The sequence below is a fragment of the Kribbella pittospori genome (assembly GCF_004331465.1).
Classification (GTDB): domain Bacteria; phylum Actinomycetota; class Actinomycetes; order Propionibacteriales; family Kribbellaceae; genus Kribbella; species Kribbella pittospori.
On sequence record NZ_SJKB01000018.1, the window covers coordinates 1 to 13,641 of the forward strand.

Genomic DNA, 13,641 nt, shown 5'->3' on the forward strand with positions numbered 1-13,641 from the left:
GCGCCCTCGGCGGTCAGCCACCGGCCAGCGGTTCAACAAGAAGCCTCACCACACACTCCCCGAACTGGCTACTACTGAGGGGATGGTGCACCAGTGAGCTCACTGACGAACCACGAGCGGTCTGTCGTTTCGGCCGTACCGACCGGGCTGTGGATCGGCGGCGACGTCGAACCGGGGTCGCGCGGCACTCTCGACGTACACGACCCGGCGACTGGCGACGTACTCGCGGAGGTCGCCGACGCGGGCGTGGACGACGCCGTGGCTGCACTCTCCTCGGCCGTCGCGGTGCAGACCGACTGGGCGCGGACCTCTCCCCGGGAGCGCGGTGAGATCTTGCGGCGGGCGTACGAGTTGATGACAGCGCGGGCCGATGCGCTGGCGCTGTTGATGACGGTGGAGATGGGCAAGCCGCTGGCCGATGCCCGGGCGGAGGTGGCGTACGCGGCCGAGTTCCTGCGCTGGTACAGCGAGGAGGCGGTGCGCATCGCCGGTCGTTGGTCGGTGGCGCCCGATGGGAACAGCCGGTTGCTGACCATGAAGCAGCCGGTCGGTCCTTGTCTGATGATCACGCCGTGGAACTTCCCGTTGGCGATGGGCACCCGCAAGGTCGGGCCCGCGGTCGCGGCCGGCTGCACGATGGTGGTGAAGCCGGCCGCGCAGACGCCGTTGTCCATGTACGCCTTCGCAGCGCTGATGAAGGAGGCGGGACTACCGGACGGCGTACTGAACGTTGTGACCGCATCGCGTAGCGGTGAGGTGATGGAACCGCTGATCCGGGATCCTCGGCTGCGCAAACTCACCTTCACCGGATCGACTGCCGTCGGACGGCGGTTGGTCGAGCAGTCGGCCACTCAGTTGCTGCGGGTCTCCATGGAGCTGGGCGGCAACGCGCCGTTCCTCGTGCTCGCCGATGCCGACCTCGACGCGGCCGTCGAGGGGGCCATGGTGGCGAAGATGCGCAACATGGGCGAGGCCTGCACCGCCGCCAACCGTTTCCTCGTCCACGAGTCCGTCGCCGACGAATTCGCCGGCCGACTGGCGAACCGGATGGCGGCGCTCCGCGTTGGCCGCGGCACCGAGCCCGGCGTACAGGTCGGACCGTTGATCGACGAACCCGCGCAGGACAAGGTCGATGAGCTTGTCCAGGAAGCCGTCGACGGCGGCGCGAAGGTCCTCACCGGCGGCGGCCCGACGACACCACCCGGCTGGTTCTACCAACCGACCGTCCTCACCGACGTGGCGCCAGACGCGCTCTGCCTCCGCGAGGAGATCTTCGGTCCCGTTGCTCCGGTCACCCGCTTCGCCACCACCGACGAAGCGCTCGCCTTGGCCAACGACACGGAGTACGGCCTGGTCGCCTACGCCTGCACCCGCGACCTGTCCACCGCCCTTCGCCTCTCCGAGGAACTGGACACCGGCATGGTCGGCATCAACCGCGGCGTCATCTCGAACGCCGCCGCCCCCTTCGGCGGCGTCAAACACTCCGGCTACGGCCGAGAAGGAGGCCCCGAAGGAATCCACGAATACCTCGAAACCAAATACGTCGGCCTGGACACCTGAGCGAAAAAGTCGGCTGACAGGTGGGTGTCGGGGCTGCATGCTTTGGGGCATGGTGCGGGTGGCGGATGTGGAGAGGGACTACGGGGTCGTGGTCTCTGGGCTGCGGCCGCATGAGGGTGGGTTCGAGAGTGACTGCTGGGTGGCGGACGACACCTGGTTTGTCAAGATGTGGAAGCAGGCGGGCGTACCTACAGGATTGAGGATGCTGCATGAGCTGCGCGGGCTCGGGCTGCCGGTGCCGGAGGCGATTCCGGCGGTGTCGGGGGAGCTGTACGCAGTCTGCGCGGGCCGGCCGTACGCCGTGTTTCCCTACGTCCACGGTCGAGTCGGGACGGTGGACGATTGGCAGACGACCGCGCAGGCGCTGCGGCAGCTCCATGAGCTTGACGTTCGGGTGGAGCTGCCGCCGTTCAGCATGGACGAGCGACACGTCCGGAAGCTCGCCCAGCGGCTCGATCACCCATGGATCGCGGATCGGCGGGACGAGGTGGCTGCGGCCGTACGCCGGATGGACGCCGCGGTCGAGCGGGCGCAGGCCAAGACGGTGCCCGAGATCATCTGCCACCTCGACTTCGGTGTGCACAACCTGATCCTGGACGACGACGGTCAGGTCGCGGCCGTCCTCGACTGGGAACAGGCCGTCATCGGTCCCCGGGAACACGACCTGTGGATCGCGGGCGACCTGCCGGAGCTCGAGTCCTTCCTCGACGAGTACGGCGCGTACGACCTCGACATCGATCACCTCGAGTACGCCCTCCTGGCCCGCGGCCTCCGGGACATGGCCGCCCGCGTCCTCAACGACGTCGACCGGCCGGGAGTCGACACGTGGGGGTTCGACCGAATCGCCAGGCTGGACAGCGATCTGAAGCGCTTCCGCCCGTACTGCAGAGCAGCTTGAGAGACATGAGCGTCGACCGGGAGGAGCTGCTGGCGGCGTGGCGCGTCGAGGAGGAGCGGCACCGCGAGGGCTGGGATTTCTCCTACCTGCAAGGGCGGCTCACCGAAGAGGAACCGCCGTGGGACTTCGACACCTCCTGCCGTACGGCGCTGAGGGAAGCCGAACACGTTCTGGACCTGGGGACGGGCGGTGGTGAGCGCCTGCTGAGTCTGGCGGACGATCTGCCGGCGGATGTGATCGCGACCGAGGGATGGGAGCCGAACGTCCCGATCGCGGCCGCCCGGTTGGCGCCGCGCGGGATCCCGGTGGTGCGGTATGACCCGGAGACGCCCGACGAGGCGATGCCGTTCGAGGCCGGCCAGTTCGACCTGGTGCTCAACCGGCACGAGGCCCTCGATGCGCGCGAGCTGTACCGCGTGCTCGCACCCGGCGGCGTCTTCCTCACCCAGCAGGTCGGTGGCGACGACTTCACCGAAGCACACGAGATCTTCGGTAGCCCAGCGTCGTACCCGGACCACACCCTCGACAACATCGCGACCAGCCTCCGCGAAGCAGGCTTCCTGATCGAGGACAGCGCCGAGTGGAAGGGCCGCATGGTCTTCCACGACATCGGCGCCCTCGTCTACTACTTCAACCTCGTCCCCTGGGACGTCCCCAACGACTTCGCGGTCGACCGGTACGCCGACACTCTCCTCGATCTCCACCAGCGCCCACCCACGTTCACCAAATCCCGCTTCTGGCTCCGAGCGGTGAAGCCAGAGCCCTAGAATCCGCGCATGGGTGTCAGCGTGGAGGTTGGCGAGCAGAGCGCGTATCTGGCTCGGGTGGGGCACGCCGGGATGTTGTTGCTGCCAATGATCACCGGGATCGGGGAGCAGGTCCGGGCCTGGGCGGACGAGTTGGCGGGGGAGGGGATCACCGCGCTGGCGTGGGATCCGTTCAAAGGGCGCAGTACGGACAACTCGACCCGGCCGGAGCTCAGTGCGCTGTTGCAGGAGATGGACGACGACCAAGCGTTGGCCGAGCAGCGGGAGTTGCTCGACTACCTGTTCGGGGAGCTCGGCTGCACCAAGGTCGGCGTGATCGGCTGGTGCCTGGGTGGGCGGTTCGCGTTCCTGCTGGCTGCGCGGGACCAGCGGGTGGCGAGTGTGGTCGCGTTCCACCCGACGGTCCCGTCGGACATGCCGCCGCATCACACGTACGACGCGATCGCCGAAGCCGGTGGGATCACGGCGCCGGTGCTGGTGAGCTACCCGAGCGCGGACACCGCCGTACCGAATGCTGACTTCGAGGCGTTGCAGACGGTCCTGCAGGCGCGACCGGCCGGCGCGACCTTCGCGCAGTACTTCCCGGGCGCGGACCACGGCTTCTCGGACAAGGGCCGCCACGACAAACCCGTCAACGCCGACGCGTTCCGGCTGGCCTGGCCACAGGCCCTCGCCTTCATGCGAACGACGACCAGCTGACTCAAGCCGCGCGGCGGTGCGCGGTCGGCGTCGTACCGCGGACGCGTTTGAAGGCGACGCTCAGAGCGAATGCGTTCGCGTAGCCGACTCGCCGGGCGATGGTCTCGACCGTGTCCTTGGTCGCGCGCAGCTGATCGGCGGCCAGCGTGATGCGCCACCCGGTCAGGTAGCTCATCGGCGCCTCACCCACGAGTGCGGTGAACCGTCGAGCCAGCGAGGCCCGCGACACCCCGACCCGATCCGCGAGCTCGGTGACGTTCCACGGGTACGCCGGATCCTCGTGCAGTAACCGCAACGCCGTACCGGCCACCGGATCGGTCTGCGCCTGGTACCACCCCGGCGCATGGGACTCCGGCCGCGCGAACCACGCGCGCAACGTGGTGATCAGCGCAAGGTCGAGCCACCGATCCAGCACACTCTGCTGGCCTGGCGCATCCCGCTGGATCTCCCCGATCACCATGTCCGTGACGGGACCCGCGATCTCGGCGGCCGGTACGACGAGCACCGGCGGAAGCGCCGTGACGAGCCGCCGACTGACATCCCCCGCCAGCTGGTAGGTGCCGCTAGCAACCATCACCGCACCGGACGCGCGACTGCCGTACGTCCGCACGCCAAGCCGGGCGGAGTAGTCAGCCGGTGCCCCAGGCAACGGTTCGCACACGCCGCCGGGATGGATCCGCAACTGTGGCGCGGTCTCGACAGTGTCGCCCACGACGTACGGTGATGATCCGGTGAAGATCGCGACATCGCCCTCGTCCATCCGCACCGGCTCGACCCCGTTGCGCGTGACCCAACCCGACCCGCGAACCAGGGTGGCCAGCGCGAGCGGAGCCTCGTCGCGGATCTCGATCGCCCACGGCGGATCCAGGATCGTCAGGTTGAACACCCCGTCCCGGGCGCGGGTCCCGGCCAGCAGGTCGTCGAGCACGTCCATGTCCGCAGCGTACGGCATGTGAGCGTCTCGGACATTGAATTGCGCCGAACAACCATGGTTCGTCTCATCGAATCCGGCTGAACTAGAGCCATGACAACAACACCGATTCTCATCCTGGGTGGTAAGGGCAAGACCGGTCGCCGCGTCGTCGAGCAACTCGAGGCCCGTGGCGTCCCGTACCGGCTGGCGTCCCGGTCGAGCGAGCAGCGCTTCGACTGGTACGACGACAGCACCTGGCCGGCAACGATCGCCGGTGCCGACACGGCGTACCTGGCGCCGCCCGTCGGCCCGACCGGACTTGCGCAGGCCGGCCGGTTCATCAAGGAAGCTGCGGCCCAAGGTCTTCGCCGAGTGGTCCTGCTGTCCGGCCGCGGCGTCGGCAGCCCCGGTCGCGACTTCGCCGTGTACGACGGACAGCTCGACCTGGAGCACGCGGTGCAGGCGAGCGGCGCGGACTGGACCATCGTCCAGCCGGCCTGGTTCGCGCAGGGCTTCAGCGAGGACTTCCTCCGGGCTCACGTCCAGGCCAGCGAGATCCGCGTCTCCGCGGGCACTGGTGGCGAGGCCTGGATCGACACCAACGACGTCGGCGACGTGATGGCCGCCGCGCTGCTCGACGAGGCGTACACGGGCCAGGTGATCGCGGTGTCGGGCCCGCGCCCGCTCACCATGACCGAGGTTGCCGCCGAGATCTCGGCCGCCGTCGGCCGCACGATCGAGTACGTCGATGTCGAGCCGGAGGTCCACGTCGAGGAACTCCGCGAAGACGGTCTGCCCCAGGAGGAGGCCGAGGCTGTTCGCGACCTGTTCGCCGTGATCCGCAACCACCGCTCGGAGTACGTCTCCGACGGAGTCCAGCGGGTCCTCGGCCGGCCGCCGCGCGACTTCGCCGACTGGGCCCGCGAGACCGCCGCGACCGGCGTCTGGGCGGAGTGAACCTCAGGCACTCAACAACCCATGCTTCGCGGGTGGTCGCACGCTCACGCGACCACCCGCGAAGTCAGTTGATGAGTGCCGGCGGTCCGGGTCAGTGCTGCATCGCGGTCCACTCGTCGTGGGTCAGATCCTTGATCTCGCCCGTGCCGGCCTTGGGTTGGACCGTCGTACCACCACCGACGGCTCCGCCGCCGAAGATGAGGCTGGCCCAGTTGTTCTGGGCGGTCAGCGACGTCCTGGCGTTGTCGTCGTTGATGTCGGCCCTGGCTGTGTCCGCGGTGTCACCGTCACAGTTCCAGTCGATCGGGCCGCTGGCCGCACCGGACGTCGTACGGTTCGAACCGTTCGGGCACTTCCACATCGTCTTGAAGGCCGCCGCTGAGCTGCCGAGACCGGCGGACTCCTTCAGGCCGGCCTCGTTCAGCGCCGGCGGGGCGACGTTCGAATAGCCCCAGTAGAGGCTGCCGTCGGACTTCAGTACGCCGCCGAGCTGGAAGAAGTAGTTCATCACGCTCAGGTAGTTCGGCTTGTAGTTCACGTTGTCGGTGCCGCCGTGCTTCAGGCCGATGTTGTGGCCGAACTCGTGCACGAACGTGCCGACGTTGTAGTTGTCGGTCGCGTTCCAGCTGCACTTCGGGCCGACCGTGACGATGAACGTGTCGTTCGGGATGTTGAAGGCCTGGCCGCTGCTGCAGCCGCCGTCGTAGCTGTCGCCCCAGATCATGTAGTAGAAGACGGCCTTGCGCACCGAGGCGAAGTTGGCGGCCTTGATCGCGTTGGTCTGGGTGGCCGACGGGTTGAGGTCGGCGTCGTACGGGACCTGGTTGCCGCCGCCGAGGTCGTACTTCGTTCCGCGGGCGGAGCCGGCGTCGAGGTGGACCCGGATGCCGGTGCTGCCGTCCGGGTTACTGACGGGGGCGGTGGCGTAGACCTGCACGATCCGGTCGAGCGCGGCGGTGCTGGCGAGCCGGCCGTCCATGTAGTCCATCTCGACGAACAGGTCCTTCTTGTTCGGCGTCGCGCCCATCGCGGGCAGGTCCACGTCGACCACGCCGTCGCCGTTGGCGTCGTACCCGTTGGTCTCCCAGGCGTCGGGGAGTGCGTCCCCGTCGGAGTCGGTCGCGGCCACGACCTGAGGGCTGCGGGCAGACGGTTCGTCGGAAGACCGGGGTACGGCCGCCGCCGCGCTCGTGGCGGCGAGCGCGGCGACGGCCAGGGAACTGAACAGGGTGAGAAGCGCAGGGCGGGGCCTCATCAGATCTCCTTGTGGGCGGTGGGTGATCTGCCCGCTACCGTAGGTGATCCACTTCGCCTTGCGCGGCCCAGCAGAGCCAGTGGCCCAATTGGGTCAGCCGGCCGAGCGGAGCATCGACCGGATGCCGACGCTCAGCCCGAGGGCGGCTGTGACGATCGCCGCGACCCAGCCCCAGAGCACCGCGGTGGTCAGTACGTCGCCGGAGAACAGCGCTCGTTCCGCGTCGACGACGTACGAGAGCGGGTCGAACTTCGCCGCGACCTTCATCCAGCCCGGCCCGGTCTCCAGCGGCAGCAGCATCCCCGACAGGATCATCACCGGGAACAGGAACGTCTGCTGCACCACCCAGAACATCCAGTCCTGCTTGCGGACCGCGATCGCCAGCGCATAGCTGAACGAGCCAAGGCCGATGCCGAACAGCGCGAGCAACGCCATCCCGACCACCGCGCCACCGAGGTGCAGGTCGAACGCGAACGGCGTCATCACCGCGATCACGATGACCGCCTGGCCGAACAGCGGCACCATCTCCTTCAGTGCCCGTCCGATCAGCAGCGAGGACCGCGACAGCGGCGTGACCAGCATCCGTTCGTGCGCGCCGGTCTGGAACTCGAACAACAGGTTCGCGCCGGTGGTCGACGTACCGAACAGCGTCGTCATCACCAGGATCGACGGGACGAACCACTGCCAGACGCCGTCGCCGAACGCACCGCCCATCGATCCGGACAGCAGCGGCCCGAACAGGACCAGGAACACCAGCGGCTGGATCATCCCGAACAGCAACGAGAACGGATCCCGCAATACCGGCTTGAGCTCGCGCATCATCACGATCTTGATGTCGCGCACCAGACTGCGCCTCGGCTGGTCCTGGGTCGCGGTGAGGTTGACGGGGGACAGGGTGAGCGTGGTCATCAGGCGGCCTTTCCGTTGGTGTCGGCCTCGCGCAGGCTGCGGCCGGTCAGGTTCAGGAACACGTCGTCGAGGGTCGGGCGATGCACCTGCGCCGCCGCGACCGGTAGGCCGTACTGCTGGGCTGCGGTGATCAGTTCGGGCAGTGCTGCCGGTCCGTCCGCGACCCGGACACTGAGCTCGTCGCCGACGGCAACCACTTCACGGGCACCGGGCAACTTCTCGGCGAGCTCGGCCAGCTTCGGAAGGTTGCTTGGAGCAACGGCGATGGCGAGCCGGTCGCCGGCCAGCTTGGCCTTGAGCGCGTTCGCGGTGTCGTCCGCGATCACCTCGCCGTGGTCCACCACGACCACCCGCTCGGCCATCGAGTCGGCCTCGTCCAGGTAGTGCGTGGTCAGCACGATCGTCATCGAGTACTGCTCGCGCATCCGCAGGATGTGGTCCCACAGGTTGGCCCGGTTCTGTGGGTCGAGACCGGTCGATGGCTCGTCCAGGAACAGCAGCTTCGGAGCGTGCACGAGTCCCATTGCGACATCGAGCCGGCGACGCTGACCTCCGGACAGTTCGGACACCTTGCGGCCGGCGAGTTCGGTCAGCTCGAGCGCATCCAGCAGTTCGCCCGTACGCCGCTTGGCTGCGCGCCGGTCGAGTCCGTAGATGACGCCTTGACCGACCAGTTCGTCGCCGGCCCGCTGGTTGTGGCCCGCGCCGTTGCCCTGGCCGACGTACCCGATCCGGCGGCGTACGTGGCTGGGGTCCGCGGTCACGTCGTACCCGGCGACCGTCGCCGTCCCCGACGTCGGGGTGATCAGGGTGGTGAGCATCCGCAGCGTGGTGGTCTTGCCGGCGCCGTTCGGGCCGAGGACGGCGACGAGCTCGCCGGGCTCGACGTCCAGGCTGATGCCGCGGACCGCGTGCACTGTCTCGGTACGGCTCACCACGAAGTCGCGGGTGAGATGTCGGGTGCTGATCACGATGTCTCCTTCGGTCTTGGCTTGATGCCTCAGACATTTCCAGCAGTAGCGGACAGATTCTGGCCGCTTCTTCTGGCAATCTGGAGTCATGTCCGAAACCTCGGCCCGACTCCTCTCGCTGCTGTCTCTGCTACAGGCTCGCCGCGACTGGCCGGGCGCACTGCTGGCCGAACGACTCGAGGTCAGCCCGCGCACGGTCCGCCGTGACGTCGACCGGTTGCGCGACCTCGGCTACCCCGTGCGCGCCTCCAAGGGACCGGACGGCGGCTATCGCCTCGATGCGGGGGCGGATCTGCCTCCGCTGCTGTTCGACGACGACCAGGCGATCGCCGTCGCGGTCGCACTACAGACCGCGACCACCACGGTCACCGGGATCGAGGAGGGCGCGTTGCGCGCACTGGCCACGGTCCGCCAGGTGATGCCGGCCCGGCTGCGCCAACGGGTCGACGCACTCCAGGTCACGACGGTCGACAAGTACGCCGACAGACGTCGTACTGCGGTTGATTCGGACCAGTTGATCGCGATCGGGATGGCGGTCCGGGCGCACGAGGTACTGCGCTTCGACTATGCCTCACCGGGTGCGTCGGACGAGTTCGTCCCGCCGCGGAAGGTCGAGCCGCATCATCTCGTGACGTGGGGTGGGCGGTGGTACCTGGTCGGCTGGGACCTCGACCGGAAGGACTGGCGGACGTTCCGGGTGGATCGGATGACGCCGAAGACGCCGACCGGTCCGCGGTTCACCCCGCGTGAGCTGCCCGCGCCGGACGTCGCGACGTACATCTCCAGCAAGTTCAAGGGCCGGGATCAGTTGCCGTGCACGGGCCAGGCGATCCTGCAGGCGAAGGCGTCCGACATCGTCCAGTGGGCCGGCGGTGGGGCGATCGTCGAGGAGGTCACGGCGTCGAGTTGCCGGCTGACCCTGAGCAGCTGGTCGTGGACCGGCCTGGCCGCAACCTTCGGCATGTTCGAGCGCGACCTCGAGTTCGTCGGGCCGCAGGAGCTGATCGACGCCGCCCACCACCTCGCCGCCCGCTACACCGCGGCCGCCTCATGACGGCCGAGCTGATCGTCGCGGACGCGGCCGGGTGGCATGCGTGGCTCGTCGAACATCATCGGGAACCCGAGGGCGTCTGGCTGGTGCTGGCGAAGAAGAACGTGACCACGCCGACGAGCCTCACCTACGACCAGGCGCTCGAGGAGGCGCTGTGCCACGGCTGGATCGACGGTCAGCGCAAGGGTCGCGACGAGCACACGTTCATCCAGCGGTACACGCCCCGGCGGTCGCGCAGCATGTGGTCGCAGCGGAACGTCGACCTCGTCGCCCGGATGGAACGCGATGGTCGAATGCTTCCAGCGGGCCGCGCCGAGGTCGAGCGAGCGAAGACGGACGGGCGCTGGGACAAGGCGTACGGCGGTTCGAGCGCGCTGGAGATCCCCGCGGACCTGGTCGAGGCGTTGGCCGCGGAGCCCCGGGCGCAGGCGATGTTCGAGATCCTCACCAGTGCGAACCGGTTCGCGGTCGTCCACCGGGTCAACGAGGCGAAGCGGGCCGACACCAGGGCGAAGCGGATCGCGCTGTACGTCGAGCAGTTGGCGCGTGGCGAGACGATCTATCCGCAGAAGCGGACGCTCTAGAGCATGTCGAGCGTTGCCTCCTGGCCGGAGGCGAGTGGGAAGTAGGCCAGGAACGTCACGCCCTGCTCTTGGGCGTCGAAGTGAGAGATGCGGTCACGAGCCGGCTCGTAGAACACGTCGCCCGGCTGGAGAATGCGCGGTTCGTCGTCGTCGCCGGCCTGGTACTTGACCGAGCCGGTCTCGATGCTGCCGAACACCGGTCCGTTGTGGACGTGCGCGCCCGCGACGCCGTTCGGCTCGATGGTGATCCGGCGTACCTCGACCCGCCGTACGGCGAGATCGTCCGGCAACTCCTGGTCGAGCACGATGACCCGGCTGACCGGTGCCACCTCGCCTGACAGTTCTACTGGTTCACCCAACTCCGCGCAGTCGCCCTCGTGCGGGAGCTGCTCGATCGCGAGATGGGTCATCGAGGTCGTCGTGCCTGCGCCATGCCAGTGCCACTCGCCGGGCTTGATCCGGACGCGATCGCCCGTCCGGATCGCCTCCACGGGGCCGCCTTCGCACTGCACGAGCCCTACGCCTGCGGTCACCACCAGCACCTGCTCGCCGTCGTGGCGATGCCAGCGGGTGCGCGCGCCCGGGGCGAACGTGACGCTGTCGATCTGCGTCGACGGCGACGGGCCGGGTGGTACGACGCTCTCGATCCAGGCCGGGCCGGTGGTCCAGGCGTCGGAGGCGACGGTGCGGGCGAATGGTGGGCGATCGATGTCCATGCCGGGATCGTACATACCAATAGGTACAGAGCGCACGCGCTTTCTCCGGCCGGCTTCCGAGGGACCTGTCAGTACAGGACGGGGTTCAGGGGTGAGGAGACCGGTTCACCGGGTTCGTTGCCGGGCATCCAGGTGGCGAGGTCGGCCTCCTGGAAGCTGTTGACCGGCGGCGCGATCTCCATGGCGGCATCGACGTAGATGATCGTCATCACCCGTCGCGGCACGTCGGTCGTGTTCGGCGGAGCGTGGTGGAAAGTCCAGCCGAGGTGGTAGCTGACCTCGCCCAGCTCGTACGGCTCGGAGACCTCGGTGAAGTCCTGCTCGGCCAGTGCCTGCTGCAGAACCTGCTCGGACTCGTCGCTGATCGGCAGGTCCCGGCCGTGCTCGAACACATGACTGCCCGCGGCGAACGACAGCGGGCCCATCTCCATCGGCGTCTCCTGCAGCGGCACCCACACCGTCACGCACCGGTCGGTCGCGAACGGCCAGTAGTACTGATCCGCATGCCAGGGCGTGACCCCACCGCCGGACTCCTTGTAGAGCGCCTGGTCGTGGTACAGCCGGACCGACTGCACACCCAGCAGTTGCGCCGCGATCCGCGCCAGCCGCGGTGACGACACGAAGTCCAGCACCTGTTCGCTGTCCTGCCACAGGTTCATCACCTGCAGGAACGCCTTGCCGTAGGTGTCGCGCTCGTCCAGCGGCAGGTCCTGCGTGTTCAGTTCGATCACCTTGCCGGTGATCTCCGGCTCGTACGCCGCGATGGTCTCGGGGCTGACCACGTTCTTCAGCTTGACGAAGCCGTGCTCGGCGAAGTGCGCGATGTCGGACCGGCTGAGGGTGTAGTCGGTCACGAGCTCCGGGCGGGTCAGAGTCATGCCACCCAAGGGTTCCGGGGCGAGTAATCGTTGTAAAGATCAGTGATCAAATCTTTGCCCTGTCGTGTTAGCGACCCAGCGGGGTGCTGCACGCTCGGCGGCGGTACTGAGGAGAGCGGCTCGCGCTGATCGGTCACGGCGCCGAGGAGAGCGGCTCGCGCTGATCGGTGGCGGCGGTCTGGCGAGCTCGATGCCGACTCCGATTGCGGACCGGCTGCTGTCCCGACCGCGGTCAGGATTGGGCAAACCGGTCCAGCGCCGCCAGGATCAGCTCCCGCATGCCCACTCCGCCGGCGCCATGGCCGGCTTGTTCGAGCAGGTGCAGCTCGGCGTCCCGCCAGGCTTGCGCCATCCGCCAGGCGATGTCCGGCGGGCTGCTGATGTCGAGCCGCCCATGGATCAGCACCCCGGGAATACCGGCCAGCTTCCCCGCCTTGCGAACCAGCACATCCTCCTCCAACCAGGCCGCATGACCCCAGTAGTGGGTAACGAGCCGAGCAAACCGCATCCGGAAGACAGGGTCGTCGTACCGCGAGTCCGGCTTGTAGTTCGGATGCGTCGCGATGTGGGTGTCCTCCCAGTCGCACCACGCCCGGGCGGCCCTTTCCCGTATGGCGGGATCTGCGTCGTGCAGCATCCGGCTGTAGGCGAGCGCAAGGTTCCCGTCCCGCTGGTCCGCAGGTACGACGTCGCGGAACCTCTCCCACTCCTCCGGGAAGACGCGGCCCATGTTGCGGGTAACCCAGTCGACCTCACGCCGGGTCGTGTTCGTGACGCTGAACAACACGATCTCGGACACCGCCTCCGGGTGCTGCTCGGCGTACGCGAGCCCGAGCGTCGCACCCCAGGACGCACCGAGCAGCAGCCACTTCCCGATCCCGAGCTGTTGCCGGAGCTGCTCGAGGTCCGCGATCAGGTGCGCGGTGGTGTTGGTGCTGAGGTCCACGTCCGGCTCAGCAGCGTCCGGCGTACTGCGACCGCAGTTCCGCTGGTCCATGAGCACGACCTTGTACTTGGCCGGGTCGAAGTACCGCCGCCACCAGGACCCGGCACCGGAGCCTGGACCGCCGTGGATAACGACCGCCGGCTTGCCGTCCGGATTGCCGCAGACCTCCCAGTAGACGCGATGCCCGTCGCCAACGTCGAGCATCCCTTCGTCGTAGGGGTCCGTCTCGGGATACATGCACGCGTTCCTTCCCCAGATACAACAGCACTGTTGTATCAAACATCACCGGCTCTCAGGTCATAGCTGCCGGTGGTCTGAGCGCGGCCCGCGATGCCAGGACCGGACGGGTGGGCATTTGGACAGGAGGTGTCGGGCAGTCCGCAGTACACCTGAGCCCGAAACGCCCGCGCGTACGGTGTATCGCCGGTGCACTACCTGTCCGTGTGCACATCAACGGCCACGGTCGGCTGCGTGGGGAAGAACCGCGTGGGATCCGACACAGTCACCCGTAGGCGTGAGGGGGTTCACTCCTCGGGT

14 protein-coding genes are annotated in these 13,641 nt (G+C 68.1%); 7 read left to right on the forward strand and 7 right to left on the reverse strand.

Annotated features, from left to right (window positions below; all coding sequences use genetic code 11):
* Positions 1-93: 93 nt before the first annotated feature.
* From E0H73_RS37865 to E0H73_RS37880, 4 genes are read left to right on the forward strand one after another with little or no spacing between them, the layout of a single operon-like run.
* Complete coding sequence (locus E0H73_RS37865) at positions 94-1,560, forward strand: NAD-dependent succinate-semialdehyde dehydrogenase (protein WP_131364786.1); 1,467 nt, start codon at positions 94-96, stop codon at positions 1,558-1,560.
* A 49-nt stretch (positions 1,561-1,609) separates the two neighbouring features.
* Positions 1,610-2,458 (forward strand): phosphotransferase, encoded by an 849-nt coding sequence (locus E0H73_RS37870; RefSeq protein ID WP_165555973.1) that lies wholly within the window; start codon positions 1,610-1,612, stop codon positions 2,456-2,458.
* Positions 2,459-2,463: 5 nt separating this feature from the next.
* A complete protein-coding gene (locus E0H73_RS37875) occupies positions 2,464-3,225 on the forward strand; it encodes a class I SAM-dependent methyltransferase (protein ID WP_131364791.1) in 762 nt (253 codons plus the stop codon).
* Between the two features lie 9 nt (positions 3,226-3,234).
* Entirely contained in the window at positions 3,235-3,924 is a 690-nt protein-coding gene (locus E0H73_RS37880; RefSeq protein ID WP_131364793.1) for a dienelactone hydrolase family protein, read from the forward strand.
* A 1-nt stretch (position 3,925) separates the two neighbouring features.
* On the opposite strand, the gene E0H73_RS37885 is transcribed toward E0H73_RS37880, so the two are convergent.
* Positions 3,926-4,858: an AraC family transcriptional regulator gene (locus E0H73_RS37885; protein ID WP_131364795.1), complete on the reverse strand. Its 933-nt coding sequence runs from the start codon at positions 4,856-4,858 to the stop codon at positions 3,926-3,928.
* A gap of 90 nt (positions 4,859-4,948) precedes the next feature.
* On the opposite strand from E0H73_RS37885, the gene E0H73_RS37890 reads away from it, so the two are divergent.
* On the forward strand, positions 4,949-5,794 hold the full coding sequence (locus tag E0H73_RS37890; protein ID WP_131364797.1) for an NAD(P)H-binding protein: 846 nt from the start codon (positions 4,949-4,951) through the stop codon (positions 5,792-5,794).
* Positions 5,795-5,885: 91 nt separating this feature from the next.
* Here E0H73_RS37890 and E0H73_RS37895 read toward each other — a convergent pair whose 3' ends face one another.
* From E0H73_RS37895 to E0H73_RS37905, 3 genes are all read right to left on the reverse strand, one after another.
* Positions 5,886-7,049, reverse strand: coding sequence for a zinc metalloprotease (locus E0H73_RS37895; RefSeq protein ID WP_131364799.1), 1,164 nt, complete (start codon positions 7,047-7,049; stop codon positions 5,886-5,888).
* A 93-nt stretch (positions 7,050-7,142) separates the two neighbouring features.
* Positions 7,143-7,958, reverse strand: coding sequence for an ABC transporter permease (locus E0H73_RS37900; protein ID WP_131364801.1), 816 nt, complete (start codon positions 7,956-7,958; stop codon positions 7,143-7,145).
* Positions 7,958-8,929, reverse strand: coding sequence for an ATP-binding cassette domain-containing protein (locus E0H73_RS37905; protein WP_131364803.1), 972 nt, complete (start codon positions 8,927-8,929; stop codon positions 7,958-7,960). The genes E0H73_RS37900 and E0H73_RS37905 overlap by 1 nt, the downstream gene beginning before the upstream one ends.
* Before the next feature lie 88 nt (positions 8,930-9,017).
* On the opposite strand from E0H73_RS37905, the gene E0H73_RS37910 reads away from it, so the two are divergent.
* Positions 9,018-9,983 carry a helix-turn-helix transcriptional regulator gene (locus E0H73_RS37910; protein WP_131364805.1) on the forward strand — a complete coding sequence of 322 codons (966 nt, stop codon included), beginning with the start codon at positions 9,018-9,020 and terminating at the stop codon, positions 9,981-9,983.
* Entirely contained in the window at positions 9,980-10,564 is a 585-nt protein-coding gene (locus tag E0H73_RS37915; RefSeq protein WP_131364807.1) for a YdeI/OmpD-associated family protein, read from the forward strand. Before E0H73_RS37910 ends, E0H73_RS37915 begins: the two co-directional genes overlap by 4 nt.
* On the opposite strand, the gene E0H73_RS37920 is transcribed toward E0H73_RS37915, so the two are convergent.
* The 3 genes from E0H73_RS37920 to pip all read right to left on the reverse strand — a co-directional run bounded on the left by E0H73_RS37920 (position 10,561) and on the right by pip (position 13,341).
* Positions 10,561-11,280 (reverse strand): cupin domain-containing protein, encoded by a 720-nt coding sequence (locus E0H73_RS37920; protein ID WP_131364809.1) that lies wholly within the window; start codon positions 11,278-11,280, stop codon positions 10,561-10,563. The genes E0H73_RS37915 and E0H73_RS37920 overlap by 4 nt on opposite strands.
* A 68-nt stretch (positions 11,281-11,348) precedes the next feature.
* Positions 11,349-12,158 carry a phytanoyl-CoA dioxygenase family protein gene (locus E0H73_RS37925; protein WP_131364811.1) on the reverse strand — a complete coding sequence of 270 codons (810 nt, stop codon included), beginning with the start codon at positions 12,156-12,158 and terminating at the stop codon, positions 11,349-11,351.
* A 232-nt stretch (positions 12,159-12,390) separates the two neighbouring features.
* Positions 12,391-13,341: a prolyl aminopeptidase gene (gene pip, locus E0H73_RS37930; protein ID WP_131364813.1), complete on the reverse strand. Its 951-nt coding sequence runs from the start codon at positions 13,339-13,341 to the stop codon at positions 12,391-12,393.
* Between the last annotated feature and the right edge of the window lie 300 nt (positions 13,342-13,641).